At 64.1% G+C, this 23,929-nt stretch carries 22 protein-coding genes and 1 pseudogene; 14 read left to right on the top strand and 9 right to left on the bottom strand.

Going from position 1 to position 23,929, the window contains the following annotated elements; all coding sequences use genetic code 11:
- Positions 1–241: 241 nt before the first annotated feature.
- The gene (locus V6K60_RS08125) at positions 242–964 is read left to right on the top strand and encodes a hypothetical protein (RefSeq protein WP_332450020.1); all 723 of its coding nucleotides are present in this window, start codon (positions 242–244) and stop codon (positions 962–964) included.
- 7 nt (positions 965–971) lie between these two features.
- Here the strand turns inward: V6K60_RS08125 and V6K60_RS08120 are convergent, their stop codons facing one another.
- The gene (locus V6K60_RS08120; protein ID WP_332450019.1) at positions 972–1,253 is read right to left on the bottom strand and encodes a DUF5671 domain-containing protein; all 282 of its coding nucleotides are present in this window, start codon (positions 1,251–1,253) and stop codon (positions 972–974) included.
- A 5-nt stretch (positions 1,254–1,258) separates the two neighbouring features.
- Positions 1,259–2,251 (bottom strand): DUF7490 domain-containing protein, encoded by a 993-nt coding sequence (locus tag V6K60_RS08115; RefSeq protein WP_332450018.1) that lies wholly within the window; start codon positions 2,249–2,251, stop codon positions 1,259–1,261.
- A gap of 432 nt (positions 2,252–2,683) precedes the next feature.
- Between V6K60_RS08115 and V6K60_RS08110 the strand changes: the two genes are divergently transcribed.
- From V6K60_RS08110 to V6K60_RS08100, 3 genes are read left to right on the top strand one after another with little or no spacing between them, the layout of a single operon-like run.
- Entirely contained in the window at positions 2,684–3,589 is a 906-nt protein-coding gene (locus V6K60_RS08110) for an ABC transporter ATP-binding protein (RefSeq protein WP_332450017.1), read from the top strand.
- 3 nt (positions 3,590–3,592) lie between these two features.
- Positions 3,593–4,702 (top strand): ABC transporter permease, encoded by a 1,110-nt coding sequence (locus V6K60_RS08105; RefSeq protein WP_332450016.1) that lies wholly within the window; start codon positions 3,593–3,595, stop codon positions 4,700–4,702.
- Between the two features lie 4 nt (positions 4,703–4,706).
- On the top strand, positions 4,707–6,131 hold the full coding sequence (locus V6K60_RS08100) for an NEW3 domain-containing protein (RefSeq protein ID WP_332450015.1): 1,425 nt from the start codon (positions 4,707–4,709) through the stop codon (positions 6,129–6,131).
- Positions 6,132–6,158: 27 nt separating this feature from the next.
- On the opposite strand, the gene V6K60_RS08095 is transcribed toward V6K60_RS08100, so the two are convergent.
- Positions 6,159–8,948, bottom strand: a complete 2,790-nt coding sequence (locus V6K60_RS08095; protein WP_332450014.1) for a PAS domain S-box protein — start codon at positions 8,946–8,948, stop codon at positions 6,159–6,161.
- Between the two features lie 203 nt (positions 8,949–9,151).
- Positions 9,152–10,174, bottom strand: coding sequence for a GNAT family N-acetyltransferase (locus V6K60_RS08090; protein WP_332450040.1), 1,023 nt, complete (start codon positions 10,172–10,174; stop codon positions 9,152–9,154).
- A gap of 263 nt (positions 10,175–10,437) precedes the next feature.
- Between V6K60_RS08090 and V6K60_RS08085 the strand changes: the two genes are divergently transcribed.
- Genes V6K60_RS08085 through V6K60_RS08070 form a run of 4 tightly spaced genes read left to right on the top strand, consistent with a single transcriptional unit; the run spans position 10,438 to position 13,067 of the window.
- Positions 10,438–10,779: a ubiquitin-like small modifier protein 1 gene (locus V6K60_RS08085; protein WP_332450013.1), complete on the top strand. Its 342-nt coding sequence runs from the start codon at positions 10,438–10,440 to the stop codon at positions 10,777–10,779.
- 14 nt (positions 10,780–10,793) lie between these two features.
- Positions 10,794–11,207 carry a molybdenum cofactor biosynthesis protein MoaE gene (locus V6K60_RS08080; RefSeq protein WP_332450012.1) on the top strand — a complete coding sequence of 138 codons (414 nt, stop codon included), beginning with the start codon at positions 10,794–10,796 and terminating at the stop codon, positions 11,205–11,207.
- Positions 11,204–12,418 (top strand): YcaO-related McrA-glycine thioamidation protein, encoded by a 1,215-nt coding sequence (locus V6K60_RS08075; protein WP_332450011.1) that lies wholly within the window; start codon positions 11,204–11,206, stop codon positions 12,416–12,418. Before V6K60_RS08080 ends, V6K60_RS08075 begins: the two co-directional genes overlap by 4 nt.
- Positions 12,378–13,067, top strand: coding sequence for a TfuA-related McrA-glycine thioamidation protein (locus V6K60_RS08070; protein ID WP_332450010.1), 690 nt, complete (start codon positions 12,378–12,380; stop codon positions 13,065–13,067). Before V6K60_RS08075 ends, V6K60_RS08070 begins: the two co-directional genes overlap by 41 nt.
- 609 nt (positions 13,068–13,676) lie before the next feature.
- On the opposite strand, the gene V6K60_RS08065 is transcribed toward V6K60_RS08070, so the two are convergent.
- Complete coding sequence (locus tag V6K60_RS08065) at positions 13,677–14,483, bottom strand: alpha/beta hydrolase family protein (RefSeq protein WP_332450009.1); 807 nt, start codon at positions 14,481–14,483, stop codon at positions 13,677–13,679.
- Between the two features lie 127 nt (positions 14,484–14,610).
- On the opposite strand from V6K60_RS08065, the gene rbcL reads away from it, so the two are divergent.
- Positions 14,611–15,903: a type III ribulose-bisphosphate carboxylase gene (gene rbcL, locus V6K60_RS08060; RefSeq protein ID WP_332450008.1), complete on the top strand. Its 1,293-nt coding sequence runs from the start codon at positions 14,611–14,613 to the stop codon at positions 15,901–15,903.
- Here the strand turns inward: rbcL and V6K60_RS08055 are convergent, their stop codons facing one another.
- Positions 15,904–16,560, bottom strand: coding sequence for a DUF5591 domain-containing protein (locus V6K60_RS08055; protein WP_332450007.1), 657 nt, complete (start codon positions 16,558–16,560; stop codon positions 15,904–15,906).
- Positions 16,561–16,932: 372 nt separating this feature from the next.
- Between V6K60_RS08055 and V6K60_RS08050 the strand changes: the two genes are divergently transcribed.
- The 5 genes from V6K60_RS08050 to V6K60_RS08030 all read left to right on the top strand — a co-directional run bounded on the left by V6K60_RS08050 (position 16,933) and on the right by V6K60_RS08030 (position 21,542).
- Complete coding sequence (locus tag V6K60_RS08050) at positions 16,933–17,388, top strand: ferritin-like domain-containing protein (protein WP_332450006.1); 456 nt, start codon at positions 16,933–16,935, stop codon at positions 17,386–17,388.
- Positions 17,389–17,634: 246 nt separating this feature from the next.
- The gene (locus tag V6K60_RS08045; RefSeq protein ID WP_332450005.1) at positions 17,635–18,846 is read left to right on the top strand and encodes a phosphoglycerate kinase; all 1,212 of its coding nucleotides are present in this window, start codon (positions 17,635–17,637) and stop codon (positions 18,844–18,846) included.
- Positions 18,843–19,814, top strand: a complete 972-nt coding sequence (pfkA, locus tag V6K60_RS08040) for a 6-phosphofructokinase (RefSeq protein ID WP_332450004.1) — start codon at positions 18,843–18,845, stop codon at positions 19,812–19,814. The genes V6K60_RS08045 and pfkA overlap by 4 nt, the downstream gene beginning before the upstream one ends.
- A gap of 20 nt (positions 19,815–19,834) precedes the next feature.
- Positions 19,835–20,806, top strand: coding sequence for an ABC transporter ATP-binding protein (locus V6K60_RS08035; protein ID WP_332450003.1), 972 nt, complete (start codon positions 19,835–19,837; stop codon positions 20,804–20,806).
- The gene (locus V6K60_RS08030; protein WP_332450002.1) at positions 20,790–21,542 is read left to right on the top strand and encodes an ABC transporter permease; all 753 of its coding nucleotides are present in this window, start codon (positions 20,790–20,792) and stop codon (positions 21,540–21,542) included. The genes V6K60_RS08035 and V6K60_RS08030 overlap by 17 nt, the downstream gene beginning before the upstream one ends.
- Before the next feature lie 185 nt (positions 21,543–21,727).
- Here V6K60_RS08030 and V6K60_RS08025 read toward each other — a convergent pair whose 3' ends face one another.
- The 3 genes and pseudogenes from V6K60_RS08025 to V6K60_RS08015 all read right to left on the bottom strand — a co-directional run.
- The gene (locus V6K60_RS08025; RefSeq protein ID WP_332450001.1) at positions 21,728–22,687 is read right to left on the bottom strand and encodes a zinc-binding dehydrogenase; all 960 of its coding nucleotides are present in this window, start codon (positions 22,685–22,687) and stop codon (positions 21,728–21,730) included.
- 217 nt (positions 22,688–22,904) lie between these two features.
- On the bottom strand, positions 22,905–23,693 hold the full coding sequence (locus tag V6K60_RS08020; protein ID WP_332450000.1) for a glucose 1-dehydrogenase: 789 nt from the start codon (positions 23,691–23,693) through the stop codon (positions 22,905–22,907).
- A 50-nt stretch (positions 23,694–23,743) separates the two neighbouring features.
- A pseudogene (locus V6K60_RS08015) lies at positions 23,744–23,929 on the bottom strand (NADPH-dependent F420 reductase); the annotation flags it as partial.

The following is a 23,929-nucleotide window of genomic DNA, read 5'->3' as shown; positions in this document are numbered from 1 at the left end:
GTGCCTCAGACCTGGATGCCCGCCCGGGCAAGCGCATCCTTTATGGAGATGGGCTCCTTTCGGATCTCTGCAAACTGCTTCCGGGTATCGCTCCGGAGCCCGGCGACCCGCGGTGATCGGGCCGTTCGGAACCCTCATATGCGCCGGCGACCCGGTCTCTTTCGCTGGAAGCGGCAACCCCGGTCCTGGCGACCGCGGGCGGGCACAAAACGATATATGATACGCTTCCCTTTCCTCCTTCATGTACTGTTCAGCTGGAGATGCGATGAGAACCGCCTGTCTCGTATGCCTCCTCCTTGCCGCGGTCCTCCCGGCTGCTGCTGCCGGAGCGGAGGAAACGGGGTGGTACGTCGTCCACTGGTTCAACAGCGACGGTATGGAGGTCTTCTTCGACGGCGAGTATAAGGGAACGATCGCCGATACCGAACTCGTCGTGGCGGCGGACCCACCCGCACGAAAGTATACCGTGCAGAAGGGAGGCCGCGTGCTGTATACCGGGTTCATCGACAGGGTCCCGGCCGCCGGGGAGACGGTTCACCTCTTTCCGCAGCGTTACCAGGTTGAGAAACCCCCATCCGGGGCCGAGGTGAACGAGACCGGCTGGTACCTGATCTACCGGGCGAACGACGGCGAATCGGTCTACTTCGACCACGAGTTCGTGGGCATCGTCGAGGGCGGCACCTTGCGGGTCGCGGTGAACACCACACTCCCGCCACCAGAAGAGTTTACCTGCAAAAAAGACGACGGATGGACGCTCTCCCGGCACGAACTTCCGCCGCTGCCCCCGCCGGGAGGGACGGTCCATGTCTATACGTCGGTGCAACCGGCGCCCCATGCCTCCGTGCAGGTGACGCCCGGCACCTCCTCTCTCCCGGCGAAGGCGGCACCCACTCCGTTACCGGGCCCCGGTGCGGCGGGGGCGGCAGCAGGGCTGCGGATTGCTGCACCCCTCCGGAAACGGTGAATTCCCGTCAATGCTCCTTTTTTAGCAGCCTCCAGTGGTACCCCCAGACGACGAGCCCCACCACGACCTGCGCCACGCTCCCCGGGAGATCGGGGAAATACTGCGGTGCCGGGTAGGGCTGGGGCACCGGGTAGATGAAGACCTCTACGGCAATAGCAAGGAGGCTCACGCTTCCTGCGATCGCAACGATGAGCGCGATGAACGAGACGGCGTAGAGGTAGACCTTCCACGCGGTGAGACCCTCGGCAGCCCCACCTATCGGTGAGGCTCTCCGGCTCGCCTCCGACACCCCACCTACCTCCTCCGCCTCAAAAGCCCGGCGCCGATGAGCCCGGCGGCGGCGAGCGCGACGGCAAACCCGGGGGACTGCATCGGCGTCGGCGCACCGCCGCTCTGGACCCGGAACTGCCCGACCTGTGCGGAGGACGGCGGTGCCGGGGTCGATGTCGGGACCGGGAAGAAGGCCGGCGACGTGGACTTCGCAGAGTCGAGGACGGAGCCGTCCGCGAGGACCACCTGCGGCGGCGGGGCCAGGGTGATCCGGCCGGTGCTGGTCGCAAACGCCGCCCCGCCCTCGATCAACCGGATGCTGATCTGGTAGTCGTAGCCGTTCGGGACCGTGACGCGCACCTGCTTCTCGGTTGTTCCCGCCCCGACCACCCCGAGCGGCCGGGTCTCGCGGACGGCCGTGATCCCGGTCTGGAGGTTGACGACCCGGACCTCCATGGCGAGGTTTCCGGAAGAACTCCCGCTGTTCGCGATCGAAGTGATGATATCGAGCGCGATCGGGTCGGCGTCGAGGTCCGGGGTCATGACGTCGATCGCGGAGACCGTGAGGAGCGAGTAGGCCAGCCGCTGCCCGGCCACAGTCCGGTCCGGGAGGAAGACGTTCACCGACCCCGACTCCCGCATACGCCCGTCCTGCCAGACCGTCACCCAGATGTCGTAGCGCCTGCCGTTCTCGAGCGTGAGCCCGACCTCCTCTCGCGCGGTCTTCCCCGGCGTCAGGTTGCCGATGGGAAGAACCGTCTCCGTGACGACGATATCCGTCCCGGCCTCCTTCACGCTGACCTGCAGGTCGACCTCGTCCACCTCCGCGTAGACCGCGTCGAGGTAGGGGACCACCACGACCCCGGTGACGTTCGACGGCGGCTGCCCGTCCGGAATGCTGATATCGACGCTCCTGACCGTCACGTAGCCCGCCTGGGGCTGGGGCGACGTGCATCCGGCCGCGAGGACCAGGCATGCGAGCACGATCACCGCTGCCGCACCGAATACCCTTCTCATACTGTATCAGGGGACCTTCGGACCGATGTGTGAAAAGGTTTCCGGATTGCAGTTCCGCTCCCCGGGCGGGCGGGTGCCGGGGTCATGGAGATGTCTTGTCTACCTAAACCCGGGGCGCATAGGTCCGAATTTTTTCGTAGTCAACCATCGCTTTATCTCCTGTTCCCACCCATATTCCGGCGTAGAACGCCGAACAGCGGTTCGAAGAAGGGTGCACCGGTCCGGCGGCTCATGCCGCGCGGGAGCCGGTATGCCGGCGGTCGGTATATTTGCGGCAGATTACCGGGCCCTCCGGGGAAGAACGCGATACTGAACAATCGAAATCGTGCTTCCCGCCGCGACGTGTAGACGTTTGTCACAGAAAACGTTAATAAGAGGATGTCAAAGCCTGCAGTAAGCACCGCCGGACCTGGCCCGGCGGGGAGTAGATGGATGATACGGACAGAGAACCTCACGAAGGTATACAACGGAAAGACGGCCGTCGACGGCCTGGACCTCGAGGTCGGGGAGGGCGAGATATTCGGCTTCCTCGGCCCGAACGGAGCGGGGAAGAGCACGACGATCCTGATGCTCACCGGCATGATCGAGCCCACCGGCGGCCGGTGCCTGGTCGACGGGATCGAGGTCGCGAAAGACCCGCTGAAGGTGAAGGAGATCATCGGTTACCTCCCTGAAGACGTAGGATTCTACGGGAACATGACCGGCGAGCAGAACCTGGACTACTTCGCCCGGTTCTACGGGACGGGTGCGCGGGAGCGGAAAGACCGGATCGCCGAACTGCTTGAACTGGTCCACCTCGACGGCGTCACCCAGAAGGCCGGCGAGTACTCCCGCGGGATGAAACAGCGGCTCGGCCTCGCCCAGGCGCTGATCAACGATCCCGTTGTGCTCTTCCTCGACGAACCGACGGCAAACCTCGACCCCGAGGGCGTCAGGGAGTATCGGGACCTCGTCGAACGCCTCGCCGGCGAGGGAAAGACGGTCTTCGTCTCCTCCCACATCCTCTCCGAGGTTCGGGCGGTCTGCCGGACCGTCGGGCTCCTCGCGAAAGGAAAACTCGTCGCGCAGGGAACGCTTGACGAGGTCGCCCGGACGCTCGCACCCTCGGACGGCGACGCCGTCAGGATCGTCGTCGAGACCCGGGAGCACCTGCCGGCGATCGAAGACCCCGAGATCGTCGCGGTCGAGCGGAACGGGAACCGGGCGATCTTCCGGGCGAAGACCGACATCCGCGACCGGCTTGCCGCCTCCCTCTTCGAACAGGGCGTGCACGTCCGGGAGATGCGCATCGAAGAGCCGGATATCGAGGACGTCTTCATGGCGGTCTACCGGAGGTGAAGCATGGCGTTCGATCGATTGCTCAACGTAGCCCGAAAAGAGTTCTCCGACCACATCACCAGCAGGCGGTTCATCATCATTCTGGCCCTGTTCCTGGTGATATCCGCGGTCAGCATCCATGACGGCATCGAGAACTACAACAACAGCCTGGAATCGTATAACGAGCAGCTCCAGCACATGGCGGACGCCAATATCGAAGGTCCCTACTCCGGCTGGATGCCCGAGAAACCCTCGATCATGTACGTCTTCATGTCCATGATGAGTTACATGTCGGCCCTCGGCGGCATCCTTGCTCTTGCCATCGGATTTGATCTGGTCTCGAAGGAGAAAGAGTCCCGGTCGTTGAAGACCCTCCTCTCCCACCCGATCTACCGGGACGAGATCATCAACGGCAAGGTGCTCGGGGGCGTCGGTGCGCTCGGGTTCGCCATGGGGCTTGCGCTCGCGCTCGCCGTCGCCATGCTCCTCATCTTCTCGATCGTCCCGACGCTGGACGAGTTTGCCGCCATCCTGATCTTCGGTGCGGCCTCGCTCGGGTTCCTGCTCGCTTACTTCGCCATCGCACTGACGATGTCGACGGTGGCCTCGGAGAGCGGAAACGCGCTGATCTACACCCTGGTGATCTTCGCCATCGTCACCTCTCTCCTTCCCATGTTCGGGATGATGGCCGCAGACGCGTTCGCGGGCGACCCGCCCGAGGCGCCCAATACAGAGATCACACGTTCCTACACCTCCGAAGGGGGGTATACCGTTACCTCCTCCAGGAGCGTCGTGGTAAGCAGTAGCGGCAGTAACCAGCCGGAGATCGACCCGGCGTGGAGGGAGTATGAAGAGGAGATGAGGGCCTACGTCGAGAAACGACAGCTCATCAGCGACGTCTCCAACATCCTCTCGCCGCAGATGAACTACTACCGGGTCGCGATGGCGGTGACGAACCCCCAGATCTCCATGATGCTGTCTTCCTACATGTATGGTACCGCTACGCAAGAGGACCCCGGCGGCCTTGCCGACGCCCTCGGCCGGGTCTGGATGAACATCGCCGCGCTCATCGTCTTCCCGGCGGTCTTCTTCGCCGCGACCTACGTGAAGTTCATGCGGATGGATATCAGGTGAGGATATGACCGGGAGAAAAATACTCATCCTCTTTGCCCTCATCCTCGCGGCATCGATCGTCTCCGGGGCGGCGGCGGCCCAGGGCGGGACGATGTCCACAGAGATCCGGTGCGACTTCCCGGGCGAGATGATCGAGGCGGGTGATGACGCGGTCTTCGACCTTGCGGTCACGAACCGGGGCGAGACCGGAACGTGCCTCCTCAACTACTGGACCTACCGTGGCACCGACGGGTGGAAGATCCGGTTCGAGGACAACGACCGCGAGGTCTACCGGATGCTGATCCCGGCCGGCGAGACGAAGTCCGTCCGCCTGGTGGTCGAGACCTCCGGCCATGCCGCCGTGGGGGAGTACCCCATCCGGGTGGGCATCGGCGAGGGGACGATCTGGGTCTACGTCAGGGTCACGGAGACCCACAGCGGCGAGACCGGGATGCTTGAAGCCACGGTGGTGGACAAAGAAGGCAACGTCGTGAAGGGTGCCGATGTCTCCGTCTACGACGGTAACACCCGGGTCGAGGGGATGCTCACGACCGCCGAGGGCAAGGTCTCCATCGGCGCCCCGATGGGCACCTACACCGTCAAGGTCGCCAAACCCGGCTACCGGTCGTGGGAGAAGAAAGGTGTCGATGTCCGGATCGGTCGGACGGTCGACCTCGGGATCGTGCCGCTCGATAAAGAGAACTTCTTCGCCGAGATCCGGGTGAAGTCCCCGTCCCGGATGGCGGCGATCGGCTCGAATCCGCAGTACGAGATGATCCTGAAGAACGCCGGCAGAAACGACGATACCTACACGCTCTCCGTCCTCGGCCTTCCCGAACAGTGGTATGCCCGGTTCAAGGAGAGCAGCAGCGCCACCGAGGAGGTCTCGGAGATCTACATCCGCTCCGGCGAGGAGAAGACCCTCTACCTCGACTTCATCCCGCCCTACTCGGTGGATGTCGGGGAGTACAACTTCACGGCGGTGATCGACTCCGCTGCCCGGCAGTACGAGGAGAACCTGACGCTCCGGCTCCGGGGGTCCTACACCATGCGGACCTACGCGAAGAGTTACCGCCACGACATCAACCGCGGCGAGACCCTCACGTTCGATATGACCATCTCCAACGCCGGCGTCGGGGGAGCGCTGACGAACATCGGGATCAACATGAGCGCGCCGCAGGGGTGGCGGGCGACCGTCGACCCGGCAACGGTTGCGAGCCTTGAGCCCGGCGAGCGGGCGACGGTGCAGGTGACGGTGATCCCGCCGGCCGATATCGTCGCCGGTGAGTACAAGGTCGTCGCCGCGGTGAAGAGCGACCAGGCCGAAGGGGAGGACGAGTACCGGATCGTGGTGGAGGAGCAGTCCTACGTCGCGATCTTCGGCCTCCTGGTGATGGCCGGGGTCGTCGCGGGGCTCTGGTACATGTTCAAGAAGTACGGGCGGCGGTAGGCCCCCTCCCTTTTTGCCCGGCTCCGTTCACTCGAACCGGGCGCAGCCTTCCGGCACCGTAAGTTCGAACCGGGCGCCGCGCCCCGGTTCGCCGGTCTCCCGGATGGTGATGGCGGTGATCGAGAGGACCTCGCGTACAAGAAAGAGCCCGAGCCCCGTATGCTGGCCGAACCCCCGCTCGAATATCCGCTGCTTATCGGCGTAGGAGATCCCCACGCCGTTGTCCTCCCAGATGATCCGCGCGCGCCCGCCGCTCTCCGGCACGGCCGTGACCCGGATCTCCGTCACGCCCCCGCCGTGCCGCAGCGTGTTGTCGAGGAGGTTGGTAAAGACCGTCGAGAGGAGCGGGTCCGCGTAGACGGAGACGCCGGCGAGATCTCTCTTGATCCTGATCCCTAGCGGCTGGAGGATCTTCACCGCCATCGATACCAGGGGGTCGATGCCGGACCACCGTGGGGAGTGGGCGCCGAGGTCCTGGTAATCCCGCGTGAACTCTATCTGCGACTGGATGATATCGACGGCGGTCTGCTGTTTCTCAAGGGCTGCGGCGACGACCGGGTCGAGCGGCTGTTCCCGGAGGAGGGCGATATGCCCGAGAATCACCGTGACCTGGTTCAAGATATCGTGCCGTATGATGCTGTTCATCAGCGTGAGCTTCTTGTTCGCCTCGATGAGCGCCGCCTCGGTCCGCTTCCAGGCGTCGATGTCGTGGACCGCGTACTCGATCGCGGCCAGACGCCCGTCGTCTGCGTAGACCGGGATCGGGCAGATCTCAACCCAGGTGTAGCCACCGTCTCTCCGGAGCACCCTGACGGTGTACAGCCGGGCGGCATCCGGCTTCAGAAGATGGGCCAGAGTCGCCTCCCGGTCGTCGGGGTGGAGAAGCCCCTCGATGAACTCCGGGCCGCACGGGTGCTCCCCGGGCGGGTAGCCGGTCAGGCGCTCCCAGGAGGGACTGATGTACTCGATCGCCGGCGGTGTCGTCGTTGCACGGATGTAGCAGTCGTGCGACCGCTCCACGAGAGCCCTGAACCTCTCCTCGCTCTTCTGGAGGCGTTCGTGCGCACGAATCCGGGAAAATAGGTCGGCGACGAGGTTGCCGACGACCTCGAGCAGCGTGACGTCCTCGTTCGACCAGGTCCGGGTCTTCCGGGCGGTCTCAAACCCGATGGCCCCCATGACCTCATCAGCGGTCGCGACCGGGACCAGGGTGATTGACCGGACCCCGTACTCCTGGAAGAACCCGCGTTCCATCGATTCTGCCGGGAGAGCGGCCACGTCCGGGATGCAGATCGGTTTCCTGGCCTCGATCTGCTTCATCGCCCAGGCGACGACGTCGGCTGGCAGGTCCTGCAATACACCGATCTGCGATTCGATCCCTTCCGCACACCACTCGTGGATCTCTTTCACGCGGGCGAGGTCGCCGTCGAAGCAGAAGATGTAACTCCGGTCGAGATCGAAGAGCGAACCGAGCACCCGGAGCGTCTCGTTCAGGGCGTTGTTCAGGTCCGCCGGGTCCAGGGCGACGAACCGCGCGGAGATCGAACTTACCATCCGTTCGAGTTCTATCCGGCGCCGGATCCGTGCTTCCATCCGTTTCGACTCGGTGATATCCCGGAAAGACTTGATCGCGCCGGAAACCTTCCCCTGTGCGTCGTAGAGCGCCGCCGCCTTTCCCCAGTGGTAGGTCCCCTCTCCGCCGCCGGGTGACGGGATGTGGATCTCCCGGAAGGCACCGTCCTGCTGCCTGCCATAGAGGGGGGTCTCCGCGAACAGTGGGTACAGCAGCCCGGATGTCAATGCGGAGATCGTCCCTGCCTCCGAACCGACGATCCGGTTCTTCAGGACCCTGGTCACCGACTCGATCGCCCGGTTCCAGATGATCACCTTCCCGTCGCGGTCAAGCACGAACGTCGGGTCGGGAAGAAAGTCGATGATGCCCCGGAGGGTTGCCTGGTAATCCTCCATCTCGCGGCACTGCGCCTCAAGCGACCCCTGGCTCGCCAGCGCCTCCTCGAACGCTGCGGCCATCTGTTCGTTCGCCGCGCTGAGCTCCTCCTCGTATCGTTTCCGGTCGGATATGTCGATCATCGACGCGACGGAGCGGTCCGTTCCGGGGATCCTCCCGACCGTCATGTGCATATCCCGCTCTCTTCCTGCCCGGTCGACCATGCGGAACTCGTAGGTCCGCGGCGCCGAAGCGGGGTCCACCCGCCGTTGCCGGTGGTACATCTTGAGCCGTTCCAGGTCCTCTCCGGCGACGATGGCCGTCCAGGGCAGTTTCCCTTCCACTTCTTCCCGGGAATAGCCGGTGAGAGACGCAAACTCGCTGTTTGCAAGGGAGATCGTCATGTCCCCCTCGATAATGATGGTTGCGGAGCCGGTATGCTCGAAGATGCTCTGGTAGAGGTCTCGGGACCACTGCACCTCCGTCTCGGCCTGTCCCCGCCGGACCCCCTGGAGGATCATGCTCCGGAGTTCCGCAAACTGGGCGGAGGGGTTGCCGCCTTTCTGGAGATAGAAGTCCGCACCTTGGTTGATCGCCTCGATGACGACCTCTTCCCGGCCGCGCCCGGAGAAGATGATGATCGGTGTCTCCATACCGCGCTTGCGGACTGCTTTTAAGAACTCGATGCCGTTCATCTCCGGCATCTCGTAATCGACGACGACGGCGTCGTACGGGGTTTGCAAGAGCATATCCAATCCCTTCACCGGCGATGCCGTCGTCTCCACATGCATATCTCCGGCTCGTTCGAGGAAGAGCCGGGTGAGTTCGAGAAGGGCCGGCTCATCGTCGACCGCGAGAATGCGGAACATCACACCTCCTGCTAACGGAGACATTAACGATAAGAAGCATAAGCATTGTGATCCGGGATTTATATCTTTTAATCTGAAAATAGAATGATATTGTCATCTTTCCGGCAGATCCGCGCATATCCAGCCCCCCGGCACTCGCCGGAAGGCCGCCGTCGCCAGCACTGACCGGATTCGAAGGCGGGGAGTGAGGAGCCCCTGGACCGTCACTCTATATAGGAGAGGACCTTGCGCTTCACCAGCCCCTTGCTTGCGATGGTGCTGTAGGCCCACCGGGCAACCCTGCCGAAGAGGTCCTGCCGGCTCAACTCCAGGAAGAGGGTGAGGGAGGGGTTGAACTTGGACTTGAAGAGGTTCAGGTTCTCGTTGTTCGCCCCGACGTTCTCCATCTGCCGGAACCCCGCCTCCTTCGCCCGGCCGAGGAGGAGCCACTGGAGAAACTCGTTCCCCGGCAACGCCGTCATCTTGGGGGCACCCATCCAGAGGGTGAAGGTCTTGTACTCCTGAGTGGCCTGCACGCCCGTTACGGCACCATCGGCATCGTAAAGGTAGTAGAGCCCGAGTTCGTCGGGATACGCTTCGTAGAGATCCTCGAAGTAACTCCGGCTGATCATCGGGATGTTCATGTCCGGCTCGCTGAACCGTTCCGCGACCGTCGAGTAGAAGGTCGAGAGGTCGGTGCTCTTCTCAAAACGATAGCCGCTCTTCTCTACTTTCCGGAGTTTGGTCCGGAGGTTCGAGGAGAAGCCGTTCCAGATCTCCGGGAGCGGTGGGGAGAGGTCGATGACGTAGGAGAAGTGGATCCGGGCGTCGTAGCCCTCCCGGAGGAACCGCCGGACGTCGATGAACCCCGGGACCTGGGTTATCGCGAGGTAGTTCGGGGCCAGGACCGCGAGTTCCTCCTCGATCTCTTCGGTAACCTCCTTGAGCATCGACTCCTTCTTGCTCTGTTTGGCCGTATCGTAGCGGCGGCTCATGACGAACCCGAGATACGGTATCACCGACTGGAGAGGGGGCGGCGAGAGGAGGACGGTGAGCCCGTGCATCTGCTTCTGAAAGAGCGGGAAGACGCAGATCAACTCGTTGCCCTTGAAGACCCCGTAGGGGAGGAACGTAAAGCCGGTATGCTTCTGTGTGATCTTCATGAAGTCCCATTTGTGAAAGAGCCGGCCCGAGGCGCTCTCGTCGACAAATGTATCCCAGACGTCCCCATCATCGATAAGTCTCATTGTCACCGGTTCACTTCCCCCTTCTGTCCCTCTCCGGGACTGGCTGGAGTATTCATGACTCCCAATATATACGTTTCCCCTGAGGGGGACGGTCGCTCCCGGATACTGGGTATCCGCCCGTAAGAAGGAGCGGCCCGTCCCTGAGGTGGGAGACTTTTCGGAATGACAACCTTCAAATTTTCCGGGACACCACATAACAGCGTATTCATCCGTGGAGGCAGCCCGGGCCCTGCCCGGGAAGGACCGGCATCGCCGGTCCCTCTATGGATACAGGACCGGCGACCGCCCGGAGCGTGCGGCCGGTCTTTGAGGAGATGAAGAGAGGAATGCAGGTTCGGATCAGGGCGTTTGCCCGATTGCGGGAGGCGATCGGTGGGGACCGCACGCTGGAGGTCCCCGAGGGGGCGACGATGAGCCGGCTGCTCGCTGCGGTCGGGGAAACCTCGAAAGAGGCAGGGGAGGCGCTCTTTGAGGAGAGCGGAGAACTCCGGGGGTATGTGATACTGATGCACAACGGCAGGCGCGTGCGGCGTGCGGATGCCGGAACGCTCGTCCTCGCCGACGGGGACGAGGTCGCGCTCTTCCCGCCGGTGGCGGGCGGGTGACGGAGGAGACCGGAATGGTCAGCGTAACCAGAGACGATTTTGATGTGAATGCCGTGATCGACCGGGTGAGAAGCCCTGATATGGGCGCCCTGGTCACCTTCCTCGGCGTTGTCCGGGACGACGGGATCGACGTGATGGAGCTCGAGGCCTACGAGGAGGTCGCGGTGAAGGAGATGGAGGCGATCCGGGACGAGGCGTTTGAACAGTTCCCGATCATGGCCGTCGAGATCATCCACCGGATCGGACGGTTCCAGGTCGGGGAGAATATCCTCCTGATCGTCGTCGGCGCCGGCCACCGGGGGGAGGCGTTCGATGCCTGCGAGTACATCATCGACCGGATCAAGCAGAGCGTGCCGATCTGGAAGAAGGAGATCGGGAAGGACGGCGAGCGCTGGGTGCCGGGCGAGTCCCACGGGGGCGACGCGTGATCCGGCTGCAGTCGTGCCCGAAGGCTTACGCGAACGAGACCCAGCGGTGTATCCCGCCCGAAGTGACGCTCGAGCGGGCGAAGGCACGGCTGCCGGCGGCGGGGATCACCCGGGTCGCCGACATCACGAACCTGGACCGGATCGGGATCCCGGTCTTTTCGAGCATCCGGCCGACCGCTGAGGCGGGGGCGATATCGGTCTACAACGGGAAGGGCGCCACCCCCATCGAGGCCGAGGTCTCGGCGATGATGGAGGGGATCGAGCGCTACTCGGGCGAGATGGACGGCAGGGAGACGGTCATCGGCCGCTACAGCGAGGTCTCGGCCGGGAGGACGGCGCTCGACCCGGCAGACCTGATCCTCCCTGAGAGGGTCCCGGCCGATCTCGTGGTCCCCTGGGTCGAGGGCTACGACATCGTGCGGGATGAGGAGGTGCTCGTCCCGGTCCACGCGGTCTTCCACCCCCTCCCGACGACCTGCGGCCGCCTCTTCCGGACCAACACCAACGGGCTTGCGTCCGGCAACACCCTCGAGGAGGCGACTTTCCACGCGCTGATGGAGGTGGTCGAGCGCGACGCCTGGTCGCTCGTGGAGGTGACCAGGAACACCGGCCCCCGGGTCGAAGGGGTCACCGACGGGCTTGCGGCCGACCTGCTCGCGAAGTTCGCGGCCGCCGGCGTCGAGGTGACGCTCAAGGATATCACGAGCGATATCGGTATCCCCACGGTCGCCGCGGTCGCCGACGACGTGGTCCTCAGGGACCCGACGCTTCTCACGATCGGGATGGGGTCGCACACGAGCGCCCGGATCGCGGTCCTCCGGGCGTTGACAGAGGTCGCGCAGAGCAGGCTGACCCAGATCCACGGTGCAAGAGAGGATACCGACACCGCGGACGTCAGGAAGCGGATCGGCTACGACCGGACGAAACGGCTGAACCGGCACTGGTTTGCGGAGAGTGAGACGGTCGAGTTTGCGGATATGCCGTCGCTTGACAGCGACGACTTCCTGACCGACATCCACCGCGTCACCGACCGGCTCAGTGCGGCCGGCCTCTCCCGGGTGGTCGTGGTCGACCTCACCCGGCCGGAGATCGGTATTCCGGTCGTCCGGGTGATCGTGCCGGGGCTCGAGATGTACGCGATGGACCAGGACCGGATAGGGGGGAGGTGCCGTGACGCACGGAGTCGTCGTCTTCCTCGGTCCCAGCTGTGATCACGCGACGGCCCAAAAGGTCCTCGACGCCGAGTACCGCCCTCCGGCAAAACGGGGCGACATAACCCGGGCCGCCGGAGACGGGGCCCGGATCATCGGGCTCATCGATGGGGTCTTCTTCCAGGACTGCGCCGTCGCCCACCGGGAGGTTCTCGCCGTGCTCCGGGCCGGGGTGCGGGTCGTCGGCGCCTCCAGCATGGGGGCGCTCCGGGCCGCGGAGCTCGACAGCCTCGGGATGGAGGGTGTCGGGGAGATCTACCGGGCCTACCGGGAGGGGAGGCTCGTCGCCGACGACGAGGTGGCGCTCCTCTTTGATCCCGAGACGTATGTGCCGCTCTCCGAGCCGCTGGTGAACATCCGGGCGACCCTGCAGGAGGCGCTCGCGTCCGGGGTGATCGGTCCCGATGCCGCCCGGGCGCTCCTTGAGGCTGCCCGGGGGCTCTACTTCCCGGACCGGACCTACGATGCGATCGTCGAGGCGGCGGAAGGGAAGGCGGACCCGGAGGACCTCGCCCGGTTTCTCGCGTTTGCCGGGGAGCATGCCGTCGACCAGAAACGCGAGGACGCTTTGCTCGCGCTCCGGTATATCAGGGATCTTGCCCACGGCGTTGAACCGGCCGGTTCAACGATCCCACTGGAGTCGCCGTAATAATATATCACCCCCGGCTCCGAGTTCTGTATGGTGGTGCGGAACCATTCCCACCGCCGCACGGGGCAATCCGATAGCGGCTCTCCCCATCGCCTCCGTCGCACTTCCGGCATCCGCGGCGGACCCAGGGCCGCGCCTGCCGGCCGGACCACACAGGCATGTACTCAAGGCAACTGCCCCGAAGATCACCCGGGTGCAGGCAGCACCAGATCAGTAGCGCCCACGCTGGACCCCTGGCCGGATGCACCCCGGGATGGGTCCTCTAGAGCCTGCCCGGCCCGGCGAGCACGGCCGGGGAGAACGCGTAACGCGGCTCTCCTGCAATCCCACCTTTCCTGACCCGCCGGATGCCCCGGGGCGGCACGTCCCCGGGTGTTCTTCCCGGCTGCTATTTGCTCGCGATGCGCCGGAAGACCTGACTGCCGTGCTCACCGGAGGGTGCAAAAAAGGGTATGGCGGACGTGCAGTGATGCACCGAGAGGGTATGCTGGAGAGAGGCTGAGGCACAGGCAGTGCCTGGCCACACATTAGTATGAGCATTAGGTGTAATAATTATATCTATTACTACATAGGGGAAAAATTGTAATACTTCGGATCCCGTTCCCGCGCTCACCGCCCGAGCGAGAGCTGCCTGGCCAGCCACGCGATACGGTCGCGGCGGGCCTCTCCGTTCAGGTAGTGGCCGGCATCATACCACATGAGTGTCTTCGGTTCGCTCGCCCGCTCAAAGAACTCCCGGGACTGCTCCGCTGTAAAGACCTCGTCGCGAAGAGCGGCCTGGAAGAGGAGAGCGGTGGGTGCGGCCCGGCCTACCCAGGCCGCCGGGTCAAGCTCCGCGAGCGTCCGGCGATACCGCTCAAGCCTCTCGTCCCGGAGGTCGGGCATGTTCACGGCGGCGACGTCGGCGAACCGTCCGGTGCCCGCCATCAGGACGGCGGCCGAGAGCCGCCGATCGACGCCGGCAAGCACCCCTCCCATGAGCGCCCCGAAACTGTGGCCCACGAACCCGATCCGATCCGGGTCGACGTCCGGCCGGGCAAGAAGGAGGTCGATCCCCCGGCGAAGGTCGATCACCGTCCGGATATGCTCCCGCACGGCTTCCTCGGGGTCGGTGACCGTCCGCCCCCAGGCCGCCGCCGTGCTCTCTGTCCAGGGAGCGTCGATGAGCAGGGAGACCGCACCTATCCCGGCAAGGGTCACAGCCTCGGCAAGGAACGTGGCCCGGGAACCGGGCCCCGGGTGGAGGAAGAGGATGGCAGCGTGCAGACCGGTCCCCGCCGGGACCACCAGGTAGGCCCGGACCCCCCGGCCCGGGGCGGTCCGGTAGGTCAGGTCGTGAAGCGTCACGTCGGTGCCGGTGATCTCGTTCACGGGTGGTCTCCCCGTGTCGTAGTCGAAGAGCGTCTGCCGGTCCATACTGCACCTTCCCTGGATTTGTAGGGTAATAAACCCGGCGCCTGCAGGAGGCAGCATGAGCCCACGCGCCCGGCCCTGACTGGAAGGTTTTTCTCCCCCGGCACCCTTTCTTTCAAGAGGTGACGCTATGGCGATTGACTGGTATGATGAGTTTGTTGACGTAAACCACACCCCCGGCCCGGACGAACTGGTAGCCCTCTACTACTTCGAACCGGCGGAGGGGGTCAGCAAGGAGGAGGCGGTCGGGAGGATCGCCTCCGAGAGCTCGACCGGGACCTGGACCACGCTCTTTACCATGCCCCCCCGGATGCGGGACCTCCAGGCGAAGGCGTTCGAGATCGAGGGGAACTACGTCAAGATCGCCTACCCGCTCGCCCTCTGGGAGGAGGGGAACGCGGCCCAGCTCCTGAGCGGTATCGCCGGGAACGTCTTCGGCATGAAGGCGCTCGACCGCCTGCGGCTGATCGACGCCTCGCTCCCGGCCGACTACCTCCGGCACTTCAAGGGGCCGCACTTCGGCATCGAGGGGATCCGGGACATGATGAAGGTCCGCGGCCGCCCGCTCACGGGTGCGGTCCCGAAGCCGAAGGTGGGGTTCACCGCGGAGGAGCATGCAGCGGTCGGCTACGAGACCTGGATGGGCGGGTTCGACTTCGTCAAGGACGACGAGAACCTGACCTCCCTGTCGTTCAACCGGTTCGAGGACCGCGTCCGGGTGATGGCGAAGATGCGCGACAGAGCCGAGAAGGAGACCGGCGACGTGAAGTCCGCGTTCATCAACATCACGGCCGAGACGGAGGTCATGGAGCAGCGGGCGAAGATGCTCGCGGACTACGGCTGGAACTACGCCATGATCGACGTCGTCGTCGCCGGGACCGCCGCCGTCGCGACCCTCCGGGACTACTGCTCCGACCTCGGGCTTGCCATCCATGCCCACCGGGCGATGCACGCATCGTTTGACCGGGACGAGCGGCACGGGATCACGATGCAGTTCCTGGCGAAGATGATGCGCCTTGTCGGCGTCTCCCAGATCCACACCGGGACCGCCGTCGGGAAACTGGTCGGCACCCGGGCGGAGGCCACCGTGCTTGCGGATATCCTCCGGGAGAAGCGCACGAACGCCGCAGGCCACATGGCCCTCGACCAGGACTGGGGCCGCATCAAGAGCGCCTTCCCGGTCTCCTCAGGCGGGCTCCACCCCGGTCTCGTGCCGGACGTCCTCGATATCTACGGCACCGAACTCGTCCTCCTGGTCAGCGGCGGCATCCACGGTCACCCGAAGGGCACGCGGGCGGGCGCAGAGGCCACCATGCAGGCGATCGAGGCCTGGAAGGATGGGGAGACCCTCGAAGAGAAGGCAAAGAAGGCCCCGGCACTCAGGGGTGCGCTCGAGAAGTGGGGCTACTATAAACCCAAATAATCACTCTTTTCGCACCGACTCTGCAAGTCTCACGAGCCCCTCCCGGAACTCGCCAATGTATTCCTGCATCGAGAGGCTGCCTTCGGGGAACGGGCAGTCGATGTCGTAGAGCCGCTCGATCATCGGGTCGGAGGGGAGCAGGTCGACGGCGATCCCCGTCTCTCGTGATGCCTCCACCATCGCCTTCCGGAACGGCCCGATACAGTAGGCAAGCCGGTGCCGGTAGGTATCCCGGGTCTTCTCGAGGTAGCCCTTCAGCCGGTAGACCTCGATCCGGTGGAAGTCCCGCAGTATCCGCTTGTCCGTGGTCTTGCCGAGCATGTAATGGTAGTTCCGGTAGGGGTACATCAACTCGAGCTCGGCAGGGACCGTCCCGCAGGTGCCGAAGATGACAATATGGTACTCCTCCGGGGCGAGGACGCCGTCGATGATCCGCCGGAAGAGTTTGTGGCTCGGGCTCTGGCTGTAGGGTTTCCGGACGGCGCAGGGGAGGAAGAGGCCGATCTCTTTTGGAAGAACGACGTACTCATCGATGATGAACCGGTATGCGTCCTCAAACTCCTCCCGGTAGAACGGGGGGTCGAAGATCTCGATCTGGTCCCCGTGCCGGTCCTGCACGACCTCGACGACCCGCCGGGGACCGCCCGCGTTCTGCACTATCCGCTCCTCCCGGGTGAAAGGGGGTTCCTCATAAGGTATATACCGTTCGACCGGAAAACGCAAAAATGTGACCCAATCTCATCGCTCCACCGGTTCGAGATGGGGTGGTTCCCCGGCCCACGGTTCTGAACACGGGTGCAGCAGCTGAAATGAGCCGGAACGGCGCTGTGACGGTTCTTTGAGGTGGGAAATCCACCGTGACTCTGCTTCATCCCCGGTGGCCGGAAGCCGCATCACCGGCATCGTCCGGGGTAAAAAGGAAGGTATAAATACCATTATACTGATATAAAGTGTCATTCGTTAACCTGCGAATAGTATTGCAGCCGGCCCGGATCGGGGTGGCTGCAGAGCAGAAAGGAGATGTCAACCATGGATGCCGAATCTTTCCAGAAGATCATTACAAACGCTATCGACAGCGAAGTAGAGTCGTATACCTTCTACAAGTCGGTCGCCGACCGGGCCACAGATGCCAACTTGAAGACCCTCTTCCTCGACCTCGCCAATGAGGAGAAAGGCCACCGGGAGTACCTGCAGGGCATTCTGACCCGCGGTGTGAAAGATATGCAGTTTGTCGCGGCCAAAGACTACAAGGTCACCGACGCCCTCGACGAGCCCACCCTCTCGGCCGATATGAAGCCGATCGACGGACTGCTCCTCGCCGTCAAGAAGGAACTGCAGGCCGCACAGATGTACACCCAGCTTGCCGCCGCCTCTGCGGATGCAGCACAGAAGATGGTCTTTGAGCAGCTCGCAAACATGGAGAAGGGGCACAAGGCCCGGCTCGAAGATATCTACACGAATATGGCGTATACTGAGGCGTGGTAACCCCACCGCCTCAAATCCTTTCCTCACCCTTCTGCGGGCTCACCCGTTTTGCGTCTTCTCTCCTCCAGCGCCGGCGATGGACCGCCCGGGCGGCACCCGTGCATCCGGGACGATGCGGCGAACACTATTTATGTCCTGCACACATGCAGTGCAGAACCGTAATCCCGCGGGGAACGGCAGGGGAGGTCCGGGTACATCTTCCGCCTGGCTTCCTGCCGTCCCCCGCTGCTCCGGGGGTATGCCGGTATGCAGAAGATGATACTACAACAGAAGAAGACCGTCCGGGATATTGATGTGCGGGGCAAAAGGGTGCTCGTCCGCGCCGACTTCAACGTGCCGCTCGACGAAGACGGCACCATCGCCGACGACACCCGCATCCGGGCCAGCCTGCCGACGATACGCTACCTCCGCGAGCAGAACGCACGGGTCATCCTCTGCTCCCACCTGGACCGGCCGCAGGGGGTGGTCGTGGAACGGTTGCGCCTTGCCCTCGTGGCGAATCGGCTCTCCGTCCTCCTCGACCGGCCGGTCGTCGCGCTCCAGGACTGCATCGGTCCGGAGGTGGAGAGCGCGGTTGCGGGGATGAGCGACGGAGATATCGTCCTCCTCGAGAACCTCCGGTTCCACCCGGAGGAGAAGGCGGACGACCCGGCCTTCGCGGAGAGCCTCGCCCGCCTTGCGGAGGTCTATGTCAACGACGCCTTCGGGGCCTCCCACCGGGCCCATGCCTCGGTCGTGGGCGTCCCGGAACACCTGCCGGCGGTGGCCGGGCTCCTCCTCGAGAAGGAGGTGAAGACCTTCAGGTGCATCCTGGAAGACCCCGAGAGGCCGTTTGCCGCAGTCATCGGCGGGGCCAAGGTGAGCGACAAACTGGAGGTCCTCGAGAACATCCTATCCCGGGTGGACCTCCTCCTCATCGGGGGAGGCATGGCGGCGACGTTCTTTGCGAGCCGGGGCTGCGCTACCGGCGCATCGCGCGTCGAGACCGACCGCCTGGACGCCGTCAGGGCGATCTCCGCGCAAGCGGCAGAGCTCGGCGTTCGCCTCCTCCTGCCCCGGGACGTCATCGTCGCCGAGAGGCTTGAGGCGGGTGCGCCGGCCCGGGTCGTCCCGGCAACCGGGATCCCGGACGGCTGGTTCGTCGCCGATATCGGGCCCGGGGCTGCCGACGAGTTCTCCCGGGAACTCGGGGGTGCGCGGACCGTCGTCTGGAACGGCCCCGTGGGGGTCTTCGAAGTCCCCGAGTTTGCGGAGGGGACGCGCCGGATCGCCGCGACACTCGCCACGCTCCGCGGCACGACGGTTGTCGGCGGCGGGTCGACCACGGATGCGGTGGTGCGGTTCGGGCTTGAGGGCCGGATGACCCACGTCTCGACGGGCGGCGGGGCCGCGCTCACGATGCTTGCAGGAAAACCGCTTCCCGGGGTGGAGGCGCTCGATGATACGGAGGAGCCGTGAAGCGCATCGGCATCCTGACGAGCGGCGGCGACGCACCGGGGATGAACGCCTGTATCAGGGCGGCGGTGCGGACGGCGCTCGTACGCGATATCGAGATCGTCGGGATACGCCGGGGGTATACCGGACTCATCAGCGGCGACGCGCTGCCGCTCGACCGGCAGGCGATCCGGAACACCATCCACCTGGGCGGCACCATCATCGAGACCTCCCGGAGCAAGGAGTTCTACACGAAGGAGGGGAGACTCCGGGCAGCGGCGGCCATCGAACGGCTGGGGCTTGACGGCGTCATCCTCATCGGGGGTGAGGGGACGTTCCACGGCGCAAGCCTGCTCGCCGCCGATGCGGATACGGCGGCGCTCGTGGGGGTGCCGGGGAGCATCGACAACGACGTCTACGGGACCGACTACTGTATCGGGTTTGATACGGCCGCGAACTGCGCGGTCGAGGCGATCGACCGGATCCGCGACACGGCCCGCTCTCACGAGCGCCTCTTCTTCATCGAGGTGATGGGGCGGACGGCCGGATTCCTGGCGCTCGAGAGCGGCATCGCCGGCGGCGCCGAGGAACTGGTCATCCCTGAAGAAGAAGTCTCGATCGCCCGGATCGGCGAGCGCATACGGGCGGGGTTCACCGTCGGGAAGAAGAGCGCGATCGTGGTGGTGGCGGAGGGGAAGAAGCCGGGCATCTCGTTTGAGATCGCCCGGGAGATCGGGGAGCAGCTCAACACCGACCCCCGTGTCGTCGTCCTCGGGCACCTCCAGCGGGGCGGGCCGCCGACGATGCGCGACCGGGTGCTCGGGAGCCTCCTCGGTGTCGCCGCCGTCGAGGCGCTGCTCGAGGGCCGGCGCGGGTGCATGGTGGGAGAGGTCGGCGGCGACCTTGGGTGTACGCCGCTTGAGGAGACCTGGCAGAAGAAGAAACCCCTTGACGAGAACCTAGTGCGGATATTTTCGTTCCTCTCGGAGTAGGGCGGGTGAGCGGAATACCCATGGATGCAATCGAGGTGATCGACCTCACCAAACGGTTCGGTGACAACGTCGCCGTGAACGGGATCGGGTTTCAGGTGAGGGAAGGGGAGACGTTCGGGTTCCTCGGCCCGAACGGGGCGGGCAAGACCACCACCATCAGGATGCTCACCGGCATGACCGGGATCACAAGCGGCCGTGCCCTGATCCACGGCCACGACATCGTCCGCGACACCCTGGCCGCAAAACGGCTGATGGGCGTCGTCTCCGAGACGTCAAACGTCTACGACGAACTCTCCGCCCGGGATAACCTCGTCTTCACCGGCCGGCTCTATCACCTCAGGAAGGCTGAGATTGAGAGGACCGCCCGGGACCTCCTTGAGACCTTCGGCCTCTACGAGCGGCGCCACGAGCCCGCGGAAGGGTTCTCGAAGGGAATGAAGCGCCGCCTGACGCTTGCCATGGGGCTCGTGAACAGTCCAAGGGTCCTCTTCCTCGACGAGCCCACGTCCGGGCTCGACGTCCAGAGCCGGCGGCTCATCAGGGACGTCGTCCAGGACCTCGCCCGGAAGAACGTCACCATCTTCCTGACGACGCACGACATCGAGGAGGCAAACGTCTCCTGCGACCGGGTCGCCATCATCAATAGGGGGACAATTGCGGCAATCGATGCGCCGGAGAAGCTGAAGCAGACCTTTGAGAGTCTCCAGTCGATCGAGATCTCCTTCGATGCCACGAGGCCCGGTCTCCTCGAGGCGCTTGAAAGACTCCCGCAGGTCAGCGACGTCAGGAAAGAGGGGGACAAGTTCCGGCTCTACACCGCGGACCCACCGGATGTCCTCGGTTCCCTCTGCGTATTTGCAAAAGAGCAAAACCTGCGCCCAATCAGCGTCACCACCCTCGGACCGAGCCTGGAGGAGGTCTTCATCCGTCTCACCGGGCTCTCCGTCGGTATGAAGAAGGAGGCGGGGGGAGCCGATGCCAGGATGGTTTGAGCGGGTCTCATGCGACATCGGTGCAGCGTGGGCGATGGCACGCAAGGACATGAAGATCTATTACCTCAAACCCTCTATCCTGGTATCCAGCCTGCTCTTTCCGTTCGTTATGTTCCTCGCCTTCGCTATAGGAAGGAACGCCCCCCCGGGAACCCTGCTCCCGGGTCTCCTCGCCATCACCCTCCTCTTCAGCGCCTCCTCCATCGAGCCGGTTTCCATCCCTATCGAGCGGAGGACGAAGACCTTCGACCGCCTCCTCTCCGCTCCGGTGTCTGTTCAGGCGATTGTCCTCGGGTCGAGCCTGAGCGGGGCAATATTCGCATCTGCGATCGGCGTCGCCACGACTGGCGTTGGCCTGGTTGCTTTCCATGCTGAGATCATCCACATCGTGGCGCTTCTCGTCGGGCTCGCGTTCACCTCCCTCTGCTTCTCGATGATGGGCACACTCTTTGCCGCCTACCGCACGGAGAACGTGGGCGAGGTGATGTCGCTCTTGAACCTCGTCCGCCTGCCCCTCCTCTTCATCAGCGGGGTCTTCATCCCCTTCGCGAGTATGCCGGCATGGGGACAGAGTATCGCGCTCCTCTCCCCTCTCACCTACGCTCACGACTTGATACAGTTTGCGTTCGACGGGACGACCCGCTTCGGCCCGGGCGTCGATACCGTTGCCCTGGTGCTGGCGATCATCATCTTCCAGGTCGCGGGGGTCTTCCTCTACCGGAGGTCACGGGAGTAGGCCGTGCAGGTTCCCGGGTTAGATGAAACGCTCCCAGCCCTGGCCCATATCGATGAGAAGCCGCACCGTTCTCGAAACTGACATCATTCGCGCTTGCCGCGCCCACCCCGGAGCTCGCTCCGACGGTAACGGCAACTCAATCTGATTTCATGCTGGTAACACACTTTTTCATGTCGGTTCGGATCTTATCTGTCCATGACGGCAACCAGTCTGCCTCTTACACCGCCCTCTTTGAGTTTTTCGAGGCCCACAGGGATGTCATCGAATCCGATCTCGGTGACGTCCGGCTTGAGGTCGCCCGATGCCATCATCTTGTAGACGCCGGCAATATCGTCGACGTTGCCACCCTGGCTGCCGAGTATGGTGACCTCTTTCGTGATCAGGGGCATCGTGTTGAGGGTGGTCTCCAGTTTTGCCATGCCGACCAGGACTATGCGGCCGTTGACCCCGATCGCCTCGAGGGCGTCTGCCGTTGTCTTGCCGGCCCCGGCAAAGTCGACGATGACGTCCAGGTTGACATGCTCGGCGACCTCGCTGATCGTCGAGTATGCGGCCTTGCATCCGAGTTTCATGGCCTCCTCCCGTGCGGCGGGGTTCCGGGAAGCCGCGTATACGTTGGCACCCTTGAGGACGGCAACCCGGGTGCCAATCTGGCCCAGGCCACCGATGCCGATGATGCCCATGTTGATGCCGGGCCTGGCACCGCCCGCCACGACTACCGCATGGTGGGAGGTCATCCCCGCATCCGTACCGGCCGCAGCATAGGCGAATGGTACCCCATCGGGAATCGGGACCAGCATCTCGGCCGGAGCGGTCGATTTCGTGGCGTAGCCGCCGTCCCGGCCGTATCCTCCACCATACCCATCTTTGGTGGGCATGGGGCAGACGCCGACTCTATCTCCCACGTTGTATCCGATGACGCCTTCGCCGACCTCGGTGATGACGCCGGCGTATTCATGCCCGATGATGAGCGGATACTTCATCAGCGCCAACCACTTCTCATCCTCCATTGCGCCGACGTCCGAGTGGCAGAGGCCGCTGGCCTTCACATCGAGTACGACGTAGCCGGGTTTCGCGACCGGATCGGGTTTTTCAACAAGTCTCAGCGGTTTATGTGTGTAGGTAAATTCCCATCCTTTCATCATGGTTATGCTCTTCTCGTTTCAGCTGCTCCATCCTGTCCGGATGTGCAGTCTCGCGATCCAGCATCCACAAGCACAATCCCCGCCCTCTGATCCGGTCATCCCATGACGTTTCCCCGGCGGTCGGGTTTGAAGCGAAGATGCTGGCCGTTCCTGCCGGGGGGGTGGGGTCAAGCCCGTGCGCCCGGCTGGCAGGGTATGTTCGTCTACTCTACCGTACTTACCACGCAGACCAGCCGGCATCCGCCGGGACGACTGCGCCGTTGACCAGGCTCGCCTCGTCTGATGCGAGGAAGAGTGCCAGGCTCGCGATCTCCTCGGGTTTACCCATACGCGGGTTGGCGCCGACGCCGGCGGAGACGAGCTCCATCCCCTCGGGGTGGCTGTGGGTTGTCTGGGAGAGTTCCACCATCTCGGTTGCGACGTATCCGGGCGCGATGATGTTCGAGCGGATGCCCTTCTTCGCGTACATGTAGCCGGTGTTCTTTGCGAGCCCGAGAACCGCGTGTTTGGATGCCGTGTAGGCGGCCCCGCTGTGCCCGCCGTGGGTGCCGCCGATGGATGAGACCGTGACGAAGGCGCCCTTGTTGAGTCCCTCGGCGTCGCCCGGGTTCTTGAGCATCACGGGGAGCGCGGCGCGGAACATGTACATCGGGCCGTCGACGTTGACGGAGAAGACCTGCTCCCAGGTCTTGTCGTCGAGGTCTCCGACCGGGGCCACCCTGTCCAGGCTGCCCGCGTTGTTGATGACGATATCAAGTTTGCCGAACTTCTCAACAGCGGTCTTCACGGCGTTCTTGACGTCTTCCTCCTTTGAGACGTCGCCGGAGACGGCAATGGCCGTGCCTCCTTTCCGGGTGACCTCGTCGATGACGCCCTGGAGTTTCTCCTTCCTCCGGGCAATGGCAATAACTTTCGCCCCTTCCGCGGCAAAGCGCTTCGTGATCGCTGCACCCATCCCGGAGCTCGCTCCTGTCACAATTGCTACTTTCCCATCAAGTCTTCCCATCTCCATTCCTCCTTTCTCTCGTTTTTCAAGCGCGGCCCTTCTTCCCGGGCCTACTTGCACTCGCAGGACTTGATCCTGTCAAGGCCGGTGATCCTGATGCCGCCGAACTGGCACTTGTTCTTGATGTTGAGGCCGATCAGGAGCGGGGTGATCTTCTCGATGATGCAGGCCCGCTCGAGTTTGCCGCAGTCGATCACCTTGACGCCGGGGATCTTCTCGATCAGCGGGGTCACGAT

Source organism: Methanoculleus sp. (assembly GCF_036677455.1).
In the GTDB taxonomy this organism is placed as follows: Archaea; Halobacteriota; Methanomicrobia; order Methanomicrobiales; family Methanoculleaceae; genus Methanoculleus.
The sequence above is the reverse complement of the archived record's forward strand: the minus strand, read 5'-3'. Positions and strand labels throughout refer to the sequence as shown.